The organism is Streptomyces sp. NPDC007905, from assembly GCF_042959345.1.
Lineage (GTDB): Bacteria > Actinomycetota > Actinomycetes > Streptomycetales > Streptomycetaceae > Streptomyces.
This window is the reverse complement of record NZ_JBIBKS010000032.1, coordinates 34,052-56,582: the sequence shown is the minus strand read 5'-3', so window position 1 is coordinate 56,582 and position 22,531 is coordinate 34,052. Positions and strand designations below refer to the sequence as shown.

The 22,531-nt window shown below is 71.0% G+C and carries 9 protein-coding genes and 3 pseudogenes; 5 read left to right on the top strand and 7 right to left on the bottom strand.

Annotation, left to right across the window (positions count from 1 at the left end; translation table 11 throughout):
- The first annotated feature begins 15 nt into the window (after nt 1–15).
- The 4 genes and pseudogenes from ACFZDC_RS37155 (at nt 16) to ACFZDC_RS37140 (ending at nt 11,560) form a co-directional block, all read left to right on the top strand.
- Nucleotides 16–600 (top strand): DUF2867 domain-containing protein, encoded by a 585-nt coding sequence (locus ACFZDC_RS37155; RefSeq protein WP_391330848.1) that lies wholly within the window; start codon nt 16–18, stop codon nt 598–600.
- Nucleotides 601–795: 195 nt separating this feature from the next.
- On the top strand, nt 796–8,955 hold the full coding sequence (locus tag ACFZDC_RS37150; protein ID WP_391330846.1) for an SDR family NAD(P)-dependent oxidoreductase: 8,160 nt from the start codon (nt 796–798) through the stop codon (nt 8,953–8,955).
- A gap of 43 nt (nt 8,956–8,998) precedes the next feature.
- Nucleotides 8,999–10,156, top strand: coding sequence for an acyl-CoA dehydrogenase family protein (locus ACFZDC_RS37145; RefSeq protein WP_391330844.1), 1,158 nt, complete (start codon nt 8,999–9,001; stop codon nt 10,154–10,156).
- Nucleotides 10,157–10,201: 45 nt separating this feature from the next.
- Nucleotides 10,202–11,560, top strand: a pseudogene (locus ACFZDC_RS37140) (IS630 family transposase).
- Between the two features lie 89 nt (nt 11,561–11,649).
- Here ACFZDC_RS37140 and ACFZDC_RS37135 read toward each other — a convergent pair.
- The 4 genes and pseudogenes from ACFZDC_RS37135 to ACFZDC_RS37120 all read right to left on the bottom strand — a co-directional run bounded on the left by ACFZDC_RS37135 (nt 11,650) and on the right by ACFZDC_RS37120 (nt 13,867).
- A complete protein-coding gene (locus ACFZDC_RS37135; protein ID WP_391330842.1) occupies nt 11,650–12,111 on the bottom strand; it encodes a pyridoxamine 5'-phosphate oxidase family protein in 462 nt (153 codons plus the stop codon).
- A gap of 263 nt (nt 12,112–12,374) precedes the next feature.
- A pseudogene (locus ACFZDC_RS37130) lies at nt 12,375–12,803 on the bottom strand (RNA polymerase subunit sigma-70); the annotation flags it as partial.
- Nucleotides 12,804–12,860: 57 nt separating this feature from the next.
- Complete coding sequence (locus tag ACFZDC_RS37125) at nt 12,861–12,986, bottom strand: hypothetical protein (protein ID WP_391330161.1); 126 nt, start codon at nt 12,984–12,986, stop codon at nt 12,861–12,863.
- Nucleotides 12,987–13,651: 665 nt separating this feature from the next.
- Nucleotides 13,652–13,867 carry a hypothetical protein gene (locus ACFZDC_RS37120; RefSeq protein WP_391330866.1) on the bottom strand — a complete coding sequence of 72 codons (216 nt, stop codon included), beginning with the start codon at nt 13,865–13,867 and terminating at the stop codon, nt 13,652–13,654.
- Here ACFZDC_RS37120 and ACFZDC_RS37115 point away from each other — a divergent pair.
- Nucleotides 13,766–14,017: pseudogene (locus ACFZDC_RS37115) on the top strand (glyoxalase superfamily protein); the annotation flags it as partial. The gene ACFZDC_RS37120 and the pseudogene ACFZDC_RS37115 overlap by 102 nt on opposite strands.
- Nucleotides 14,018–14,265: 248 nt before the next feature.
- Here ACFZDC_RS37115 and ACFZDC_RS37110 read toward each other — a convergent pair.
- Genes ACFZDC_RS37110 through ACFZDC_RS37100 form a run of 3 tightly spaced genes read right to left on the bottom strand, consistent with a single transcriptional unit; the run spans nt 14,266 to nt 22,436 of the window.
- Complete coding sequence (locus ACFZDC_RS37110) at nt 14,266–15,423, bottom strand: hypothetical protein (RefSeq protein ID WP_391330840.1); 1,158 nt, start codon at nt 15,421–15,423, stop codon at nt 14,266–14,268.
- Nucleotides 15,335–19,555, bottom strand: coding sequence for a hypothetical protein (locus ACFZDC_RS37105; RefSeq protein WP_391330838.1), 4,221 nt, complete (start codon nt 19,553–19,555; stop codon nt 15,335–15,337). Before ACFZDC_RS37105 ends, ACFZDC_RS37110 begins: the two co-directional genes overlap by 89 nt.
- A gap of 55 nt (nt 19,556–19,610) precedes the next feature.
- Nucleotides 19,611–22,436 (bottom strand): hypothetical protein, encoded by a 2,826-nt coding sequence (locus ACFZDC_RS37100; RefSeq protein ID WP_391330837.1) that lies wholly within the window; start codon nt 22,434–22,436, stop codon nt 19,611–19,613.
- Nucleotides 22,437–22,531 lie beyond the last annotated feature (95 nt).

The following is a 22,531-nucleotide window of genomic DNA, read 5'->3' as shown; positions in this document are numbered from 1 at the left end:
AGAAATGAGGTTGGCATGAGGCTCCCGAACTCCGCGTTCACCGAGCGACCGTGGAGGGTCCACGAGTTCATCAGGGATTTCGAGGTCGAGGACGTCTGGGATCTGGACACCCCCGGTGGTCCGGACGACCTGGCCCTCCTGGTCCGGCAGTTCGACAGCGACGGCAAGCACTTCGAGCCCTCGCCGATGTACAAGCTGCTGTTCGCGATCCGCTGGAAACTCGGAGCCGTCCTCAAGTGGGACGGGGCGGAGCACGGCCTCGGCCCGCGCAATCCCTCCCTGCGCGACCGGCTGCCGGACGACCTGCGCGACGGCCCCCGCGGCCCGGACCTGAAGGTGGTGCCGATGAAGTCGGTCTACCAGACGTCCGACGAGTGGGTGACCGAGGTCGTCAACAAGACCGTGCACGCGGCCATGCACATCGGCTGGGTGCACGACGGCAACGGCCGATACCACGCGCAGATGGCCGTGCTGGTCCACAAGAAGGGCCTGCTGGGCAAGGTCTACATGCCGCTCATCCTGCCCTTCCGGCGTGTCTTCGTGACGCCGAACCTGGTGAAGACGATCGGCCGTTCCTGGCACGCGCGCACCGCGCGCTGACAACGGGGCAGAACGTGGCCGCGCCGGGCGACCGGCGTGGCCACACGCATGTCCGCCCAGTCCCCGAAAAGCCCCCGATGCGTGCAGCCGGCTCGGAAATTCCCGGATTCGAAAGCGCACAGGTGTATCTGCGGAGTCCGTTCACGGATCGTGCAGGGCAGCCAAAGCGGTAGAGAGGGCTGGAGCTCTATGGGCGTGAACGAGTTCGGGGAAGGGCTCACCGGGGTGGATCGGAATGCCGTCGCCGTCATCGGAATGTCGTGCCGGGTTCCCGGTGCGAAGGACATCCGTTCCTTCTGGCAGTTGCTGAGGGAGGGGCGGGATGCGATAGCGGACGCGCCCGCCGACCGGTGGCCCAGGGACATTCCCGAACTGGCCCGCCACCCCCAGGGCGGTTTCGTCGAGGGCGTCGGCGACTTCGACGCGGGCTTCTTCGGCATCTCCCCGCGCGAGGCCGCCGGCATGGACCCGCGCCAGCGCATGGTGCTCGAGCTGAGCTGGCACGCTCTGGAGGACGCCTTCCTGCCGGCGGAGAACCTGCGTGGCAGCGCCACCGCGGTCTTCCTGGGCGCCACCGGGGACGACTACGCCTCCCTGGTGCACCGCCACGGCGGCGACGCGCTGTCCCACCACGCCATCGCGGGGCTGAGCCGGGGCCTGATCGCCAACCGGGTCTCGCACCAACTGGGCCTGCACGGACCGAGCCTGATCGTGGACACCGCGCAGTCCTCCTCCCTCGTCGCGGTGCACATGGCCTGCGAGAGCCTGCGCTCGAAGGACGCGGACCTCGCCCTGGCCGGCGGCGTCCACCTGAACCTCGTGCCGGAGAGCACGATCGCCTTCGCCCGCTCCGGGGCGCTGTCCCCGGACTGCCGCAGCCACACCTTCGACGCCTGCGCCAACGGATTCGTCCGCGGCGAGGGCGCGGGCGTGGTCGTCCTCAAGCGGCTGGCCGACGCCACCGCCGACGGCGACCCCGTCTACTGCGTGCTGCTCGGCGGCGCCGTCAACCACGACGGCCCCGGCGCGCTGACCGTGCCCAACGCCGAGGCGCAGAGCGCCCTGCTGCGCGAGGCCTGCCGCGATGCCGGCGTGGCCGCCGCCCGGGTGCGGTACGTCGAACTGCACGGCACCGGCACCCGGGCGGGTGACCCGGTCGAGGCGAGCGCCCTGGCCGAGGTGTACGGCGAGGGCCGCGACGCCGCGCAGCCGCTGCTGGTCGGCTCGGTGAAGACCAACATCGGCCACCTCGACGCCGCCGCGGGCGTCCTGGGCCTGATCAAGGTCGCCCTGTCGATGCGGCACGGCGAGCTGCCCGCCAGCCTCAACTACGACACCCCCAACCCGGACATCCCGCTGGACCAGTGGAAGCTGCGGGTCAACGCCGCCGCCGTGGCCTGGCCCGACGGCCCCCGGCTGGCCGGCGTCAGCTCCTTCGGCATCGGCGGCACCAACTGCCACCTCGTCGTCGGTGCCCCCGAACCGCACCCCGAACCGCGGCCGGCCGCCGAGGCCGCGCCCGGCACACCGGTGCCCGTGATGGTGTCCGCCCGCACCCCCCAGGCGCTGCGGGCCCAGGCCCGCGAACTGCGCGCGTGGGTGCGCGACGAGGCCGGCCTCGGCCCCCTGGACGTCGGCCACTCCACGGTGACCACCCGGTCCCCGCTCAAGAACCGCGGTGTCGTCCTCGCCGCCGACCGGCAGGAACTGCTCGACGGCCTCGCCGCGCTGGCGGAGGGCACACCGTCGGCGCGGGTCGTCACCGGCACCGCCGGCGAGGGCGGCGGCGTGGTGTGGGTGTTCTCCGGCCAGGGCGCCCACTGGGTCGGCATGGCCCAGGGCCTGTGGGAGACGAACGAAGTGTTCGCCGCCCGCATGGACGAGTGCGAGCGCCTGCTCGGCGAGTTCGCCGGCTTCTCGCTGCGGGAGGTGCTCGGCGACGAGGCCGCGCTGAAGCGGATGGACGTCGTCCAGCCCGCGCTGTTCGCGGTGATGGTGTCGCTCGCCGAGGTGTGGCGCGCGGCCGGCCTCCCGCCCGACGCGGTCATCGGCCACTCCCAGGGCGAGATCGCCGCGGCCACCGCGGCGGGCATCCTCTCCCTCGCCGACGGCATACGGCTCATCGTCAACCGCGCCCGGATCATCACCGAGAAGCTGTCCGGGCGCGGCCTGATGGCGGTGCTCGACCTGCCCGCCGACCAGGTCGACCAGACCAAGGTCTCCGTCGGAGCGGTCAACTCGCCCGCCACGGTGGTCATCTCCGGCGACCCGGACGCCGTACGCGAGGCCGTCGCCGACTGCGAGGCCCGAGGGATCCGCGCCCGGATCGTCCCGGTCGACTACGCCTCCCACTGCGAGCACGTCGAATCGATCCGCGACGAAGTCCTCGAAGGCGTCGCGGACGCCGCGACCACCGACACCGGCGTGGCGTTCTACTCCACCGTCGTCGCCGGACGCGTCGACCCGACCGAGCTGGACGCCGACTACTGGTACCGCAACCTGCGCGAGCCGGTGCGCTTCGCCGACACCGTCCAGGCGCTGACCGACGCCGGATACGGCGTGTTCGTCGAGGTCAGCCCCCACCCGGTGCTGGCGATGCACATCGCCGCCACGGCAGGCTCGGCCGTCGTGCAGCCCACCCTGCGCCGCCACGAGGACGAGACGCACCGCCTGCTGCTGTCCATGGCCGAACTGCACACCCGCGGCGTCGACCTGGACTGGAGCGGCACGTTCACCGGCGCCCGGCGTGTGCCGCTGCCGACGTACGCCTTCCAGCGCGAGACGTACTGGGTCGACGGGGCCGCCGTCCAGACCCCAGCCCCGCGACCCGCGCCCGCCACGGCGGCGTCCGAAGCGGCTGAAACCACCCGGGAAGCCACCGGGATGTCCGAGCAGGAGCTGTGGACGCTGGTGCGCGGCGAGGCCGCCGTGCTGCTCGGGCACGCCGACACCACCCGGATCGCCGCGGACAGCACCTTCAAGGAACTCGGCTTCGACTCGGTCACCGCGGTGCAGCTGCGCGACCGGCTCAACTCCGCGACCGGCCTGCAGATGCCCGCCTCGCTCGCCTACGACCACCCCACCCCCGCCGCCCTCGTACGGCACCTGCGCGAGCAGTTCACCGGCCCGGACGAGACACCGGCAGGCGCGGCGGCCGCCCCCGTCCACGCCGCCGACGAGCCCATCGCGATCGTCGGCATGAGCTGCCGCCTGCCCGGCGGCGTCACCACCCCCGAGGACCTGTGGCGGTTGGTCGAGGGCGGCGTCGACGCGATCACCGGCTTCCCCCAGGACCGCGGCTGGCGCATCGACGCGGACGCGGACTTCGTCCCCGCGGGCGGATTCCTCGACGACGCCGCCGACTTCGACGCCGGCTTCTTCCGGATCAGCCCGCGCGAGGCCCTCGTCATGGACCCGCAGCAGCGCCTCGCCCTCGAAACCGCGTGGGAGGCCCTGGAACACGCGGGCCAGGACCCGGCCCGGCTGCGCCGCACCAGCACCGCCGTGTTCATGGGCGCCATGGCCCAGGACTACCTGCCCCGCCTGCACGAGGTGCCCGGCAACCTCGCCGGCCACGCCCTGACCGGCGGCTCCGGCAGCGTCGTGTCCGGCCGGATCGCCTACTCCCTCGGCCTGGAGGGACCGGCCGTCACCGTCGACACCGCCTGCTCCTCCTCCCTGGTCGCCGTGCACCTGGCCGCCCAGGCGCTGCGCTCCGGTGACTGCTCGCTCGCCCTCGCCGGCGGCGTCACCGTGATGTCCACCCCCGGCATGTTCGTCGAGTTCGCCCGGCAGGGCGGGCTGGCCGCCGACGGCCGTTGCAAGGCGTTCTCCGACAACGCCGACGGCACCGGCTGGTCCGAAGGCGTCGGCGTGCTGGTGCTGGAGCGGCTGTCCGACGCCCGCCGCAACGGCCGGCGTGTGCTGGCCGTCCTGCGGGGCAGCGCCGTCAACCAGGACGGCGAGAGCAACGGCCTGACCGCGCCCAACGGCCCCTCCCAGGAGCGGGTGATCCGCCAGGCCCTCGCCTCGGCCGGACTGTCCCCGGACGAGGTCGACGCGGTGGAGGCGCACGGCACCGGCACCAGCCTCGGCGACCCGATCGAGGCCCAGGCGCTGCTGTCCGTGTACGGACGGGACCGCGAGGACCCGCTGTGGCTGGGATCGCTGAAGTCCAACATCGGACACACCCAGGCCGCCGCGGGCGTCGCCGGCGTCATCAAGATGATCATGGCGATGCGGGCGGGCCTGCTGCCCAGGACCCTGCACGCCGACGAACCCTCCCGCCGTATCGACTGGTCCTGCGGGGCCGTACAGCTGCTGGCCGAGCAACGCGACTGGCCCGCGGCGGACCGCCCCCGGCGGGCCGGCGTCTCCTCGTTCGGCATCAGCGGCACCAACGCCCACGTCATCATCGAGCAGGGCGACCCCGCAGACCCGGCCGAGCCCGCCGACACCCCTGCCGCGGACTCCCGAGGCGTGCTGGTGTGGCCGGTGTCGGCGCACAGTGCCCGGGCGCTGGCCGGACAGGCCGGCAAGCTGGCCGCCGCGCTCGCCGACGGCAGCGCCGCACACCCGGCCGACGTGGCTCGCGCCCTGGTCACCCGGCGCTCCGTCCTCGACCACCGCGCCGTCGTCATCGGCACGGACCGGGAGGAACTCCTCGCCGGTCTCGACGCCCTCGCCCAGGGGCGGCGCGACTCCGGCGTGGTCACCGGCCACGCCTCGGCGCCGCCCGGTGTCGGCGTCCTGTTCTCCGGGCAGGGCAGCCAGCGCCTGGGCATGAGCCGGGAACTGAGGGCGGCCTTCCCGGTGTTCGCCGAGGCCTGGCGCGAGGTCTGCGCGGAACTCGACCCGCTCCTTGAGTACCGGATCGACGACGTGGTCGGCGCCCAACCGGGCTCCCCGGCCGCCGCACTGCTCGACGACACCGCGATGACCCAGCCCGCGCTGTTCGCCTTCGAGGTGGCCGCCTACCGGCTCCTGACCTCGCTCGGCGTCGAACCCGCCGTGCTCGTCGGGCACTCCATCGGCGAACTGGCCGCCGCACACGTGGCGGGCGTGTTCTCGCTCGCCGACGCGGCCCACCTGGTCGCCGCCCGCGGACGCCTGATGGGGGCGCTGCCGCGCGGCGGCGCCATGGTGGCCGTCCAGGCGAGCGAGGACGAGGTCCGCGCCGCGCTGGCCGGACACGCGGACGCCGCCTCCATCGCCGCCGTCAACGGCCCCGCCGCCGTGGTGGTCTCCGGCGTGGCCGAGGTCGTCACCGAGGTCGCCGCCGCACTGGCCGCCGACGGACGCAAGACGACCCGGCTGCGGGTTTCGCACGCCTTCCACTCGCCACTGATGGATCCCATGCTGGCGGAGTTCCGGCGCGTCGCCGAGTCGGTCACCTATACGCCCGCACGCCTCGCGGTCGTCTCCAACGTGACCGGCGCCCTCGCCGAACCGGGCGAGCTGGAGCGGCCCGAGTACTGGGTGCGCCATGTCCGCGACGCCGTACGCTTCGCCGACGGGGTCGCCGCCGCCGTCGAGGCCGGCGCCGGGACGCTCGTCGAGGCGGGACCGGACGGCGTCCTCGCCGCCATGGCAGGCGACACCCTCGCCGACACCGGCGTGACAGCGATCCCCCTGGTTCGCAAGGGCCGTGCCGAGACCCGTGCGGCGGCCGAGGCCCTCGCCCGGCTGCACGCCGCCGGAGTCCCCGTCGACTGGTCCGCCTACCTCGACGCCGTCGGCTCCGCCGGCCGGCTCGTCGACCTGCCCACCTACGCGTTCGACCACCAGCGCTACTGGGCCGAGCAGGCCAAGCCGGCCGGCGATGTCGCGGACGCCGGTCTCGAACCGGTCGGGCACCCCTTCCTGGCCGCCGAAACCGAACTCGCCGGCGCCGGCCAGGTCGTCTTCAGCGGACGGATCGACCCCGACGCCGAGCCCTGGCTGGCCGACCACACCATCTTCGGCACCCCCGTGTTCCCCGGCGCGGCCGTGGTGGACCTGGCCCTGCGCGCCATCGAGAACACCGGCTGCCGCGCCGTCGAGGAACTCACCCTGCACGCCCCGCTGACCTTCGCCGACGGCGCCGTACGGGTACAGGTCCTCCTCGGCGAGGCGGAGCCGTCCGGCCGGCGCCCCGTCACCGTCCACTCCTGTCTGGCCTCCGGCGGCTCGACCGCCTGGACCCGGCACGCCGCGGGGTACGTCGTACCGAACGCACCCGCCCGCCCCGCCGCTGTGGACGACGTATGGCCCCCGCAGGAAGCCGCCGAGGTGGACCTGAGCGGCTTCTACCCGGAACTGGCCGAGCGGGGCTACGGCTACGGCACGGCCTTCCAGGGCCTGCGCGCCCTGTGGCGGCACGGCGACGAGGCCTACGGCGAGGTCCAGCTGCCCGAGCACGTACCGCACGCCGAGGACGGATTCGCCGTTCACCCGGCCCTGCTCGACGCCGCGCTGCACCCGATCCTGCCGATGGTCCTGTCCGACGACCCCGGACAGACGCTGCTGCCCTACGCGTGGGCGGGAGTCGCCCACCACGCCCCTGTCACCGGCCGTGTCCGGGTCCGCGTGGCCCGGATCACCGACACCGAGGTGTCGGTGACGGTCACCGCAGCCGACGGCGCGCCCCTGCTCACCGTCGACTCCCTGGCCCTGATGCCGGCCTCCGCCGACCAGCTCACCCGAGGCTCCCTCGCCGACTCCCTGTTCGCCGTGCGCTGGACCCCGGTGGAGCCGGGGCCGACGGGGGCGACCGAGCCGGCCGACCTCGTGCACATCGAGGCGCGGGCAGGCCTCGACACGCTCGAGGCGGCACGGACGTACGCCCGCGAGGCGCTGGAGCTGGTCCAGCGGCGGCTCAGCGACCACCACGACCGCCCGCTGGTCATCGTGACCAGGAACGCGGTGGCGGCCCTCCCCACCGAGACGCCCGACCCGGCCCTCGCCCCGGTGTGGGGCCTGGTGCGCTCCGCCCAGGGCGAGCACGCCGGCCAGTTCGTGCTCGTGGACACCGACGGCAGCGACGAGTCGCAGCGCGCCCTTCAGTCCCTCGACCCGAACGCGCCCGAGCTCGTGATCCGCCGGGGCACGGTCCACGCGCCCCGACTGACCCCGCTGCCCGCCCCGGCCGGCGCACGACAGACCTGGGACCCGGACGGAACGGTCCTGCTCACCGGGGCGACCGGCGGGCTGGGCGCGATGCTCGCCCGGCACCTGGTCGCCGAGCACGGCGTGCGCCACCTGCTGCTGCTCAGCCGCTCCGGCGGCGCCGACCTGGCCACCGAGCTATCCGCACTGGGCACCCACGTCACCCAGGCCGCCTGCGACGTCTCCGACCCCGAGGCGCTGGCCGAGCAGCTCGCGCGGATCCCCGAGGAGGCGCCGCTCACGGCCGTCGTGCACATGGCCGGTGTCCTCGACGACACCACCGTGGAGCTGATGACGCCCGAGCGGATCGACCGCGTGTTCGCGCCCAAGGCCGACGCCGCGTGGCATCTGCACGAACTCACCAAGGACCGGGACCTGTCGGCCTTCGTGCTGTACTCCTCGGTCGTGGGCGTCCTCGGCAACGCCGGCCAGGCCAACTACGCGGCCGCCAACGCCTTCCTCAACGCCCTGGCCGAGCACCGCGCGGCGGCGGGACTGCCCGCTCTCTCGCTGGCCTGGGGCCCGTGGGAGACCGGCATGGCCAGCACACTCGGCGACAGCGACCTGGCGCGCTTCCGCCGCCACGGCATGGCTCCGCTGCCTGCGGAGCGGGGCATGGCGCTGTTCGACGCCGCGCTCTCCGTGGACGAGACGCTGCAGCTTCCCGTGCAGGTGGACCGGAGCGCCCTGGAGCAGGACACCGTGCCAGCGCTGCTGCACAGCCTGGTCCGGCCCACGGCACCCGCCCCGGCCGGGCGGAGCGCAGCGGCCGAGCCGCAGGACAGCGGGGCGTCGCCCATGGCCGCCAAGCTGGCCGGCCTCTCCCCGGAGGAGCAGCGGGAGGAACTGGTGGCGCTGCTGCTGGAGACCGCCGCCGTCGTGCTGGGCTACCCGTCCGCCGACGACATCGACGCCGACATGTCGTTCCAGGAGATCGGCTTCGACTCCCTCAGCGGCGTCGAGTTCCGCAACCAGGTCAAGCAGGACACCGGCGTCCACATCCCGGCGACGGTGATCTACAACTACCCGACCCCCGCCGCACTGGCGGAACGCGTCCGGGAACTGCTGTTCCCCGAGCCGGAGCAGGGCGATCAGGAGACCGCCGGCCGCCCGGACGAGGCCCCACGGGAACCGGACGGCCTGGACGAGCTGGACGAGATCGACGACCTCGACATCGAGGCACTCGTACAGCGGGCGAATTCCGAATGATCACGTCAGTGCCCGGTGTGCCTGACCTGGAAGTGGTGGAGAGATGAAGTCGGAAGACCTCAAGACCGTCCGCACGTTCGTCAAGCAGCATCTCGACGGCCGTGACACGGAGTTCGACGCGCTCGACGACAAACCCGCGGACGTCTACGAGAGGTTCCGCGAGACCGGACTGGCCAACTGGTGGCTGCCCGAGGAACTGGGCGGGCGCGGGCTGACCCTCGAGGACAGCGTCGGTATCGTCAACGAACTCTCCTACGGCGACGCGGGAGTGGCGTTCACGCTTTTCATCTCGGTCCTCGGCACCAGCATCGTGCAGCTGTACGGCTCCGAGGAGCTCAAGGCCCGCCATCTCGGGCCCATGGCCGAACGCGGCTCCTTCTGCGCGACGCTGGGCAGCGAGCGGACGGCGGGCAGCGAACTCGCCAAGATCGAGACGGTCGTCGCGGCCGAGGGAGACGAACTCGTCCTGACGGGCGCGAAGTTCTTCTCCACCAATACCGACTTCGCCGACTTCCTCGTCGTCGTCGCCCGCTCGGCTGAGGACCCCGAGACGTACCACGCCGTACTGGTCCCGCGCGACACCCCCGGCGTGGAGATCGTGCGGCGCTGGGACGTCATCGGCCTGCGCGCCTCGCACACCTACCAGGTCAGCCTGCAAGGCTGTCGCGTTCCGGCATCGAACCGCCTCGACGGCCCGGGCCTGCGGCTGCTGGAGATCGGGCTCAACGCCAGCCGCATCCTGATCGCCGCCACCGCGATCGGGGTCGCCCGCCGGGTGCGCGACCACTGCATGACCTACGCCAAGAGCAAGCCCTTCCGCGACGGCACCCTCCTGGAGAGCCCCGTGTTCGCGCAGCGGCTCGGCCAGATGGAGATGCAGATCGACGTCATGAAGAGCCACTGCCTGCGCGCCGCACGCGAGTACGACGCTGTCATGGCCGCCCCCGACGCCGCCGCGCTCTTCCGCCGCCAGGGCACCCTGAAGTCGGCGCTCACCGCGAAGATGTTCTGCGGCCAGGCCGGCTGGGAGGTGGCCAGTACCGGCTCGGAGATGTTCGGCGGCCTCGGCTACACGCATGACCTGCCCATCGGCAAGCTGCTGCGCGACATCCGCTACGTCTCCCTCGTGGAAGGCGGTGACGACGTCCTGCGCGAACTCCTCTTCAGCCGCTACGTCATCCCCGTACCACGCCGCTCCTAGTGTGATGCGCCGGAAATTGCGGGCTTAAGTCTGTAGCCTGTTTTCATGTCTCGGGGTCCTCGTGCCGTCGAAGTTGTGCTGTCCGATGAGGAGCGCGCCGAGTTGCTGCGCTGGGCGGGCGGGGCGGTGGCGGCCCGTCTTGCCGAGCGGGCGCGCATCGTCTTGGCGTGCGCGGACGGGAAGCCGAATACACGTGTGGCGGCGGAGTTCAAGGTAACCGCGGACACGGTGAGGAAGTGGCGCTCGCGGTTTGCTGACCGGCGGTTGGCGGGGCTTGCGGATGAGCCACGGCCCGGCCGGCGCAAGTCGGAACTGGTGATCAGTGATGACGAACGGGCTCAGCTGACGCGCCTGGCGAGGCGCGCGAAGACCGCGCAGTTCCTGGCCCTGCGCGCGAGGATCGTGCTGCGGTGCGCGGAGGGCGCAACGAACAAGCAGGTGGCGGCCGAACTCGGCGTGAGCGAGCAGTCGGTGAACCGCTGGCGGGCCCGGTTCATCAAGCGGCGGCTGGACGGTCTGGTCGACGAGCCGCGGCCCGGTCGGCCGCCGTCTATCCTGCTCGACCAGGTCGAAGACGTCATCGTCGCGACGCTGGAATCCACCCCGGGCCAGGACACGCACTGGTCACGGGCCTCCATGGCCGACCGCACCGGGCTGTCGAAGTCCACCATCGGCCGGATCTGGAAACGGTTCGACCTCAAGCCGCACCTTCAGGATGCCTTCAAGCTCTCCACCGACCCGCAGTTCGTCGCGAAGGTCGTCGATGTCGTCGGCCTGTACCACGACCCGCCCGAGAAGGCAGTGGTGTTGTGCGTGGATGAGAAGAGCCGGATTCAGGCGCTGGACCGCTCTCAGCCGGTGCTGCCGATGATGCCGGGCATGCCCGAGCGGCGCACCCACGACTATCTGCGGCACGGCATCACCAGCCTGTTCGCCGCGTTCACCATCGCCGACGGCACTGTCATCGGTGAACTGCACCGCCGCCACCGGGCCATCGAGTTCAAGAAGTTCCTGGTCACGATAGACAAGGCGGTTCCCACCGGACTCGACGTGCACCTGGTGTGTGACAACTGTGAGCCACCCACAACACCCCCGAGATCAAGACCTGGCTCGGCAAGCACCCCCGCTTCCATGTCCACTTCATCCCGACCGGCTCCTCCTGGATCAACCAGGTCGAGCGGTGGTTCGGCCTGCTCACCGACAAACTCATCCGCCGCGGCGTCCACACCTCGGTGAAGGCACTGGAGGCAGACATCAGGGCCTGGATCAACCTGGATCAACTCGTGGAACGAGAACCCCAGACCCTTCACCTGGACCAAGACCGCCGACGAGATCCTCAAATCCCTCGCCGACTACCTCACCAAAGTCACTCCGCCAGCCACCGAGAATCAGCGAGAGACTTAAGCCCGCGATTTCAGGCGCATCACACTAGTACCCCAGCCATAGATCGTGATCTTGCTGGTGGGGAGAGCGGCGTCAGTCAGCGACGGCTGCTATTCCAGCCACGTCCCGTCGCGCATGATGACTCTGCCGCGCAGTTCCGGTTCGCCGCGCCAAGCGCGCACACTCTTCGGCACCACGCACACATACAGACAGGAACCTTCCTCCGCACGCGGGTCCCACCCGAACTTGGCGGCGAACGCCTCGGCCGCGTCTCCGGGCACGTCCTGGTCCAGGAAGCATTCCGCCTCACCCTGGAGAAGCACTACGTCGAAGGTGTCCGGCAGCGCCAGACGCACGCGCGGCTCCGCGCGGACGTTCCGCGCAGTCGCGGAAGTGGCACTGGTGCACATCCACACTGCTTGCCCATCCCACATGAACCACAGCGGCACCTGGTGCGGCCCGTGATCAGGATGTGCTGTCGACACCCATACATCCCGCTCGATGACGAGCCGTTCCAGAGTGTCGCGCCTACGCTCCGCCGCCTGGCGGCGAACAATCCCCGTGGTCTGCATGAGTACCGACCATAGCCAGCAGGCTCAAAGCGCGCATGAGGCGAGGGACCTACGCCCGGCGACCGATGAACCCCTCCGCCTCTGACTCGGGACGGCCAGTACAGGTCGGCTGACAGACGGGTACGGCCACCGCTGATCATCGTGTGTTGTGTGGACAAACGAAGAGACGGTGGCCGCGGGTCACAGCGTAGACCCGGCGCGCTGGCACGAGGTGTTCGAGGTCCTGGTGGGCCGGAGCGCGGCGAGCACGGCGAACACGACGGTCACCACTGGGTGATGAGCGGCGTGTCCGGTTCGTGCTGCCGCCAGGCGTCGGTGAGGCGGATGAGACGGGTAGGGGCGGCGATGCCGCGCACGGTTGCGATCTTGCCATCTGTGATGTCGAACGTCACGGCGCCGATGACTTGGCCGCCGACCACGAAGAGGATGGCGGGGGCGCCGTTGACAAGCGCGTAGTGGACGGCGGGCGTGCCGCCGGCAAGTCGCCGTTTCGCGGGTGTGGGTTTGAAGCCGGCCCGCGCGACGGCGGCGATGCGCTGCGCAGTGTCGAACTGCAGCAGCCTCTCGGTCAGACCGGCGCCGTCGGAGATCGCGGTCGCGTCGTCGGTGAGCAGCGCCACCAGCCGTTCGGTCCGGCCCGAGGAGGCAGCGGCGAGGAATTCCTCGACGATCCTGCGGGCGGATGCCCGGTCGCCGATGCCCCCGGACCCCGGTCCGACACCTGGGCCCGGGGCGCCCGGCGCCCGGCCTCAGCGGGCCGGATCGTCGCCCCGCGTCCGCACCCGCTCCTCCAGCCGCAGCAGACTGCGTTCGAGGGCGTCGCACACCCGCTGCTCGCCCGGGCCGGGGCCGGCGTTGAAGAAGGACAGGTGCACGGTCCGACAAGTACGCGGCGAAAACGCTGTCGTTCTCCACCGGCTACCACCTCGACGGCTCGATCAGCCAGTCGCGACACCACCCTGAACGGGTCTGCACGGCGCCGATGTTCACCGGCGCGTCTTTCGACATTGCAGCCTCCTTCCCTTCTCGAAACCGCTGCCGTCCTTCCCCATGCGCCGGGCTTTCCCCGGCTCGGAGTACTACGACGGCTCCGCCCCATCCCGGCCCGCTCAGCGGTCGGTGCGCTCAGCCACCCCTCCGGGCTGGAAGCCCGGCCGGGTGGCAAGACCCGAATGGTTCCCGTGTTCACTGTGATTCGCTCGACGGAGGAGGAGCCCGACTCTGCCCCTGCGGCATCACCATGGCTACCCCGCAGCATTTCGCCGTGGTCTCCCGGCCAGCCGTCCTATCCGGCCCAGGAGTTACCCGCCGATATCCGGTGGGTGCGCACCGCTCCCGGCCCATATCCGCCAGATTTGAGCCGGTGCAAGATGAAGGGACGTAAACGCCGGTTCCTCTCGTACTCCTTTCCGTCCCGCTCGCCGGACCCGCACCATCTGGCAGTACTGACACGTCCCGGCTTTGTCAGGGCCGCTTCCCGCCCTCACCGGCACCACCCGGATCAGACTGCCCTCAGCTCCACCGTCCTGCTGCGACAGGATCAGCGACGAAGGTCTCCCACCTCCGCTCGAATCAACAGCGCCTCACGGCGCACCGGTCGTTCCTTTCGGACGATCAGCCGCATGCCCTTCGGCCAGCCGTCCAGCAGCGTGCCAAGCAGTGGGAGCACCGCTTCGAAACGGGACTTCCCGCGTTCGTCGAGGTCGCCCGGGGCGGAGTGCGGTTGTTCCTGTCGGAGCATGAGGGCGACGCCCATCCGGACACGTTGGTCTACTTCCGCGTTCGTGATGTCGATGCCATCGCTTCCGAGTTCGGTGTGCAGGCGAAGGACGCTCCATGGGCGCGTGAGACCGAGCTCTGCGACCCTGACGGCAACCGGATTCGGATCGGCACGCCGAGGGAATGAACATTCGCCGGGGGTAACGAGTTCTGTCTCGACCTCGGCTGAGGGGCCGCGAACGTGACTTCGTCCGGTTCGACAGATCACGACAAGTTCTATGAGACGGACCCGGTGGGGGAGGCCGGCCGCGCGGCCGGTGCGGACCCCTGCGGCGGTGCGTACGCCTGGTGGGGCGTCGGCGGGGCCGTGACGCCGCCCGCGTCGCAGGCGACGCAGAGGAGGGCGATAGGGCGATGAGGTTGTGCGTATGGCCCCTACGGGAAGAGGAAGTTGACGAGAGTGGTGTCGACGAGCTGGGACACCGGCTTGAGCTGAGCGGACGTGGTGCCCACGCGGTTCTGGAAGACCGCGACGAAGCGTCTGCCGGTGGACCTTTCGTCGATGATCGCCGCTTCCGAGCACACGACCGCTCCCGTGTTCAGCGGCCCCTGCCCGACCTTCGAGAACACCATGTCGAAGTTCACCGTGGTGTCCTGGTCGAGCATGGAATGACGATTCAGCACCGCCTGCCGCAGCAGGGCCAGCATGGCTTCGTCGCTGTCCCCGTCGACAAGCGGGGTGTTCTGCGCACCGGCCAGACTCCGGCCGCCCAGAAAGGTGAACAGACGCGCCATCTGCCGGGCGGACGTCGCCTGCGCCACGGGCCCGGTGTCGTTGACGCACGGAATGCGCCGGGGCGTGAATCCGTTGGCGAAGTCGCCGCACAGCCACATGCCGTCGGCCGTCTCCGGGCTGCCGGTGGCGCTGTCATCGAAGAACCCCGCCGAGGCCGCGGCCTTGGTGAGATAGCCGAAGCCCAGCCCGTGGATCACCGTGCCGGCGGAAGTGTTGCTGCCGTTGGCGATCGCGTCCGACAGCTTGTCGGAGAACGCGGGAGTGAATTCCACGAAGGAATCTGCTCGCACGTCGAAAACGTCGTCCCAGCGCGGAAGCAGGGTGTTTCCCATGTCCACCCCTCGGAGCTGAGCCACCCGCTGCGCGTCGATGAGCGGATTGAACGTGTCGCGCAGCATGGTGATGACGTCGGCCGGAGGCGGTCGCGCGTCGAAGGAATCCACCAGTTCGTTCGCGGCGCGCAGCAGTTCGTGTGCCGCCCACACGGCGGTGGCCTTCAGCAGGCTCGCCGAGTAGTGGACCTCGAGTTCGAGCTGTCCGGTGAAGAAGTGCGGCTCCTGCTGGTTGAGGGCCACGACGACGACCGGCTCGCTGCCGAGCGCCTGCCCGGACGGGGTCTCCTTCGCGTCGTGGAACGCCTTGTCCAGACCGGCGTCCCGCTCCAGCAGGTCGTCCTTGAGATCCGGGAACAGCCCCACGGCCGCCTCCTCAGTGGTGGGGACCGTGCGGCCCGCCGTGAGGCCCTCCGTGCGGGCCGCCGTGCGGTCCGTCGTGGGGCCCGCCGTGGGGACCGTCATGCGGGCCGTCGTGCGGGCCGTGCGGCCCGTCATGTGGCCCATCGTGAGGCCCGTGCGGGCCAGGGTGCGGGCCGTCGTGGTGCGGTGATTCCACATCCACCGTGTCCATGTACACGACGCTGCCTTGCGTCCCCGACTCCGGGTCCTCGGGATGGTAGGCGACCGTGACCGCCTCCTCGACGACCAGGAGCCTCCGGGCCGCCCCGCTGTCCGGCCCACCGCCCGGAAGGGGCAGCTGCCCCGTGTAGTCGGAAGCGGAGAGGGAGACGTCGTCGACGCGGTCGAGTGGGGACGCGCTGTCCTCCAGGGTGAACCAGGCGACGGCGTCGTCGTCGAGTTCCGGATCGCGCTCCTGGAGGAACGCCGTCGCCCTGGCGGGACGCACGCCCGTGTCGGCCCCGCCGGGCACGGTGTAGTTGGGACCGGACAGCTGGACGAGCAGGGGATCCGTGCCGGCCACGGTGAGGACGCGCTCGGGGAGCACCCTCAGGTTGTCCGTGAGCACGATCTGCGACAGATGGTCACCCGGCAGGGAGTCGGGCTGGAAGCGCGTCAACGCCAGCCGGACGAACGGGAAGCAGGCGCCCCCGGTGTCGAGATCGATGTCGCAGAACCAGCGGCCGGCATCCCGGTCGAACCGCGGCTCGTAGCCGACGGCCGTGACCGTGAAGCCGGCGGTGAAGTCCGAGGGCTCCGGCAAGGGGAGGCCCGCCGCGACCGTCGCGGCGCCGGGGAAGGCGGACGCCGTCGGCGCGCTGACGGGCGCCGAGACGTGGATGGGGTCGCGGCCCATCACGCTGATGAAGGGGTACGAGGACTCCGGCGCGTCGCTCCCCTCGTCGCGGACCAGCACCCCGAGCAACTCGCCCTCGCCGGAGGAGAACCACGGCCGCTCCAGATAGACCCGCAGGCCGCCGAGTCGACGGCGGGTGAGCGTGCCGGGCAGGGAACCGGACGCGTCGAAGGACTGGGTAGGCACGACGTCGATCACCTTGGGCGCCGCCGGCTTGGCGCTGCTGAACACCGTGTGCGTGACGTCGACCGGCTGCTCACCCGGCCGGGACAGCAACTGCTGCTCGGGATGGTCCCCGAAATCGGCCGGGAAGCTGTCGGCGAACGGCGTGGTCGCCACCACGTGGTACCGCACCGTCCGGTGCTTCGTATCGCCGAACTCCTGCTTCTGCAAGGTCGGCGGAATGCTGCTGTCGCCGTCGGCGCGCGCCTGCTCGGCCGCCCGGGTGTTGAAGAACAGTGTGCCGCCGGCCAGGACGAAGGGGAGGGAGGCAGGGTCGTCGGGGACGTCGCTCCCCTCGAGCGGCGGCTTCGGCAGCGTCAGCCCGAAGACCGGCGCCGCACGGTCCTGCGGCGTACCGGGCTCCTCCTGCGCCGGGTCGTCGGTCACCTCGGTCCACTCCGCGAACAGATCGATCCGGTCGGTGCTCGCGGGGTCCACGCCGACCGTTCCCGACAGGTGCTCGGCGGTCTCGCCGTGATCACGCCCCGCGAGGTCCGGGATCTCCAGGACGGGCGCCATCAGGGGGTGCTGCACGGCATGGACCAGAGTGAGCTCGTACCAGGGCGTGAGCATCCAGTGACGGCCGCTCCGGGCCGCGTTCATGATGGCGGCGAAGCCGTCGCTGCTGTCGCCCAGCTCGTCGTGGCACCAGCGCAGCATGCCCATGATCCCTTCGTCGACGCGGACCTTGGAGCTGACCCGTACGACGGCCACCGCCGCCTTGGGCAGCGAGACCGTCAGCACGCGGGCGGCCGCGTCGAGAACCGGCGGCCCGGACCCCTCGACGACCCGCAGCCGCAACGACCGGGGCGTGTGCCACTGCGCACCGGCCCACGGCACCTCGAAGGGCTCGTCCCGCTGGTTCTCGGGCAGGCCCGGCAGCCCGTGGAGGACCACGCCCAGCGACAGTGGATCGGGCAGGTACGGCACCTGGATCGACTCCCCGGTGTGCAGCGTGTAGCCGCCGGGGTGCCCCGGGGTGTCGGGCGCCGCCCGGAAGCCGGGCAGCCCGGGATCGTCGAGACTGCCCGACTCCCGTACGGCGAGCTGGTACACCGCCTGCCGGGTCGTCGAGTTGCCGGAGGCGATCGCGTCGTCGAGCTTGCCGTGGCGTTCGACGCACTCCAGCGACGCCTTCGGAGCCACCAGATGCCGTTCGTCGACGGGCAGGTACGGCGGATGCGTCCCGCCGGCGACCAGCGGGGATGCGTTGAAGGCGGCGGCGTACGCGGCGGTGGACTGCCCGTCGTCGCTGCGGATCACCATCCGGTGCGCGCCGGTTCCCTCCAGGAAGGGGGAGCGCGGCAGCAGCAGGGGGGCCGGGACCGGTTCGTGCCGCCGGAAGGTCGTCCCGCCGACGGGCAGCGCCAGATCGTCCTGGTCCATCCGGTCCGTCGCCTGGTCCACGGTGGGGCCGTTGCCCGCCAGGTCGACGGTGCGGACACGGAGTTTGTACTGAGCACCGAAGCGCAGCCGAGGCAGGCTGCCCGGCTTCGGAGCGGTCTCGATCTCCAGTGGCAGCTTCGTGAATGCCTCATTGCGGACGGGCTGCGGTCCCGCCGTCGGGTCCGGTGTACCGGGGCCGCCGTTCGGGTCGTAACCGTCGACCATCACATTGCCCGGCAGGGGAGCCGACAGGGCCCAGCCGTTCCAGGTGACCATGTGCTCGTGCACATGGACGCGGCCGTCGGGCCCGTCCGGCTGCATCAGGCCGGTCTGCACGAAACCCTCGTCCGTGACGGGGGGAACGATGGGCGGAGTGCCCGCCTGCGCGCCGGGCGGGTTGTAGCTGACGATGCGTTCGTTCAAGGACCGCCACTTCCCCCGGTCGTTGACGTCGACCCGGTAGCCCCGCACCAGGTCCTCCGAGGTGAACGTGGTCAGGCCGTCATCGTCCCGCTGCCGGTGCTGGTCGGCGGCGTGCAGGAGATCGGACTGGAGGGCCTGTGCGTGGCCGGTGTGGACGAGGGCGAGGCCGGTGGTCCGTACGGTCGGCGGCGCGGCGGGGGCGGGTGAGCCCTCGGGCGGCGCATCGGCGGCGGCGGACGCGGCGAGCAGCTTCAGGTTCGTACCGTCCGTGTCGGTCTGCTCGATGCGGTACGTGTCGGGCCGTTCGACGCCGTCGTCACTCTCGCTGACGGGCAGCGCGAGCAGCCCGCGGGCGGGCGGACCCAGCGGATCGGATCCGGAGGCGGCGGCGCAGAAGTTTCCGTCCTGGTCCAGGACGTACAACGTGGCCGGCGTGTCCGGGACATTGGCGGAGTCCGGGAGCGCCGACGGGACGGTGGGGACGAGCACCAGGCCCAGCCCCCCATGGGTGCGCGGCAGCTGGTCGACCGGCAGGGCCAGGTCGATGACCAGGCCGAGGCGGCGCAGCAGCGCCGGATGGTCGCCGAGGGCGGTGAGCATCTGGTGGAAGTCGGGCTTGGGCTTATCGGGCCGCGGCGGCGGCTCCGGCAGCTTGCCCGCCCCGGTGGACCCGTCCCGTATCTGCGGATGGAAAGCGAGGAACTGCTCCTGGGCCGAGGAGAGATCCGGCTGTACGTTGCCGGTGGGGTCGTCGGCGGCTCGTGCGTCGGCGTCGGCGAGCTTCCCGGCGACGTTCTGCAGGGTGTCGGGCATGTCCTCGCTCGAGGGGAATCCGGCGAACCCGCTCATGGCCGCGGGGTCCGGCAGCTCGGTCGGCGAGGCCGACGCGATGTCGGCGTAGGCCCGACGGCCCGCTCTGGCCAGGTCCGCCGCCGCATAGGTCACTTTCGCCCGTGGCGCGTAGTCGTCGAAGGCGAAGGAATCCAGCGGGGTGTCCGGGTGGAAGAACCGCTTCCAGAGGTTCGAGTCGGCGGGATTCCCGGCGAGGGTGAGTGGGCCGAACGGCGCACCGGCCGCCGTGCTGCGCCCGGTGCCCTCGTCCACGGTCGCGGTGTCGAGCATGAACCGGGCGTTCGCCAGGAGCGCCGGCCAGTCGAGGAAGTCCTCGAACGGGGCGAGGGTCGCCCCCTGGCCGTCGCCGTCGACGCTCAGCCGGGGCGCCACGAACACCGATACCAGGGCCTGGGTCCCGTCGGGCGACAGGCCGGCCGGCAGGACGACCCACTGGATGCGCTGTTCGATCGTCACGAGTGGATTCCCCTTCGTCTCGTTCGTCCCGCGCGGATCCCGTGGCGCGCCCGGCTCAGGGGGCGAAGGCCAGGCAGTAGGTGTCCCAGTGGCCCGGCTTCACACAGTCGGCGAAGCTCGGGTCGCCCGAGCCGCCGAAGCGGCGTTGCAGTCCGAGGGAGACGGACTTGCTGAAGAATGCCACCTTCACACTGACGGTGAGGGTGCCCTCGCCGTACACTTCCGTACGGTTGCCGGACTTGACGTACGTGAGCTTCAGATAGAACTCCACGGACACGCTGACCAGACCCAGCACGGACAGATAGCCGCCGCAGCGCAGATACCCGGTGAGCTGCACCGCCTGATCGCTGTACGCGAAGTAGATCCCCGCCGTCAGATGGACGCCGCCGCTGGCGACCCCGAGATCGAGCGAGGTGTTGCCGCCGAACTCCAGTGACCCCTCGATGAGTTGGATACCGGCCGGGCTGACCGTCAGCGAGAAGAACCCGCCGCCGCCGAAGATGCCGACGCTCAGGTTGAACGGGTGGAACCGCTCGGCGACCGAGAAGCGGAAGGTGACCACCTGCCGGTCGTCGAACGGGATCCGCAGCTCCGCGCCGAGTGACACATTGCTCAGGCTGAAGGCGCCGAACTGCACGGCGGGAACGGCGAGGGTGTATCCCGCCTTGATCCCGCTCTGGTCGACGTCCACGTAGGCGCCCTTGCCGAAGCCATCCTTCGGCAGCAGTTCCTTGAGCGTATTGATGAATTCCAGCGCGCTCTTGAAGCCGACCTGCAGACCGGAGGCGTTGAGGACCGGCCGGCTGCCCGGCTTCGTGACGAACTCGATCCGGCCGAAGTCGACGGTCAGGAGGCCGGCGAAGTCCAGGCCGAAGCCGGTCAGTACGCCGCGTACGGTCGACTTCTGCGCGGCGTCCGGCGTGCAGACGGTGGTGGCCTCCAGCGTGAGGGAGGCGTTCTTCAGGTTGATCGCGGCGAAGTCGGCCCCGGGCACCAACGGGGTCCGGCCCTGATGGAGCGCGGGCGTCCACAAGTAGCGCAGTTCCCGGCCGTTCGCCAGTTCGCGGGCCCGCAGGATCGGCACGGGCAGCAGACCCCTCGCCAGCCGGTCGGCGATGATCTCGTCGGCGTGCGGGCCGGTCAGCTGGGCCAGACCGTTGATTCCGGCGGGCGCGACCGGCTCGAGCAGTTTGAACAGGTCGACCGAGCCGAGCAGTTTGGCGTCGCCGAAGATGTGCTGGAGCTGGTCCACGCTGACAGCGGTCGCGGCACCGGCGAAGTCCTGTGGCAGCAGCCCCGCCTTCGCCGTGATCGCCTGGACCACCGAGGACGGCTGCGCGAGACCGCCGGCCTTCTCCGCGGCGAAGCTCACGGCCAGCGGGTCGACCAGGTCGAGGAAGGCGGAGCTGGGACCCGCGGCGGCGAACCCGTTGGCGACGTAATCCCGGCGCAGGGCGACCTGCCGCTCGGCGGGCGAACCGGTGAGCTGTTCCACGGCGTGTACCCGGGCCGTGGCAAGCTGCATCTCCGGCAGTGCGCCCAGCGGATGACCGGACACGGGGGCCATCGTGAAGGTGAGCGACCCGACCGGCATGCTCGTGGCACCGGACTCCACGCCGTCCGGCAGCGGCGTCAGGGCCATGGTCTGGCCCTGGAGCGTGACCCGGCGAAGGTCCTCGGGAGCGGAGCCGTAGATCCCGGCCACGTCCACGCTGGAGACTTCGTTCAGCGTGAAGAACATCAGCGGCATGGTGAACGTGACGTGGCGCTGCTCGCTGTCGGTGCCGACGACGGTGAAGCGGAACGGCTCACCGGACCCCTCCAGCTTCACCTGGTGGGTGTTGTCGGCGGGGGCGAGCGGTGGAGTGATGGTGTCGGTGATGCGCAGCGCCGCGAACGGCATGCTCTGGCCCACATGGTGATAGTCGACTCCCTCCCCGTACGTCTGCTCGGGCTGGGTGACGGTGATGCGGTCCTCCCTCACCAGGTACGCGACCACCGTGCCGTCCCCTTGGGCCACGAACCTGCGCTTGGCGGTCTTCGTGCGGACCGCCGCGTGGCCCGAGCTCAGGAAGCCGCGTTCAACGACCCGTACGTACTGGTCCCGGCCCAGTTCCGCCTCGTGGTGGTAGCCCTGCAGAGAGATCCCCGGCAGCGGCGCGAAGTCGCCGCTCATCCGGACGCACGCGCCGAGCGGGGTGAGGATGAAGCGTTCGGCGCGCAGCGGCTCACGCTGGAATCCCTCGACCGGCACGCCGTTGAAGATCAGCTCGCCGGCGCTGGTGACCTTGATGAGGTCCCGCAGGTTGTCGTCACTGATGGGGGAGCTGATGCGCTGCGGAGTGTCCGTGAAGGCGGCGAATGCCTTGAGCAGCCCCTCGGCTCCGTCCTGTCTCGTCAACGCCGCGCGCCACAGCGGTGCGTGCCCGTCCTTGGACACCGGGCCGTGCACGAAGGACCATCCGCTGTCCCCCTCGGTCCCCAGCAGGAGGCGGGCGGGGAACTCGATCGCGGTGCGCGGCAGTCCGCCGAAGACGGAGATCTCACCGTCGTCGGGAGGTATGGACACCGGTACGGAGGTGTTCTGCAGGAGTTCCCAGGCCAGCAGCGCCTCCGAGGCGAGGTCGATGCCGTCCTCGCCGTCCGGGAGCAGCAACGCCAGCCTGCTCGTCCCGGCCGAGACCGCCGGGACCGTCGGCGGGAAGGCACCGCGCACGTCCGACTCGCCGACGTGCTGCGGCGGAAGCCCGAAGAGCAGCACCGCCGGTTCGTCCGCGTTCTCGCGCACCAGCCGGGAGCCGTCGCGCTCAAGGTTGATCACCGAAACATGCAGCAGGAGCATGTCCTCGACCCGCAGAATGGTGAACGGATCGGCAGTCATCGCGGCACCGCCTTCTGTCGGCCGTCCGTTCTCCTCAGTGTGGCAAACGGGTGAGGTGTATGCACCTTTTGTCGGCTTCGGGGCGGGCTCGGTCC

Excerpts from the sequence above, each read along its gene's own strand:
- ACFZDC_RS37120 (WP_391330866.1), bottom strand. The coding sequence starts at position 13,867 with ATGGGCGTCGCCCTCATGCTCCGACAGGAACAACCGCACTCCGCCCCG.
- ACFZDC_RS37135 (WP_391330842.1), bottom strand. The coding sequence starts at position 12,111 with ATGCAGACCACGGGGATTGTTCGCCGCCAGGCGGCGGAGCGTAGGCGC.
- ACFZDC_RS37155 (WP_391330848.1), top strand. The coding sequence starts at position 16 with ATGAGGCTCCCGAACTCCGCGTTCACCGAGCGACCGTGGAGGGTCCAC.
- ACFZDC_RS37110 (WP_391330840.1), bottom strand. The coding sequence starts at position 15,423 with ATGACGGTCCCCACGGCGGGCCCCACGACGGACCGCACGGCGGCCCGC.
- ACFZDC_RS37100 (WP_391330837.1), bottom strand. The coding sequence starts at position 22,436 with ATGACTGCCGATCCGTTCACCATTCTGCGGGTCGAGGACATGCTCCTG.
- ACFZDC_RS37145 (WP_391330844.1), top strand. The coding sequence starts at position 8,999 with ATGAAGTCGGAAGACCTCAAGACCGTCCGCACGTTCGTCAAGCAGCAT.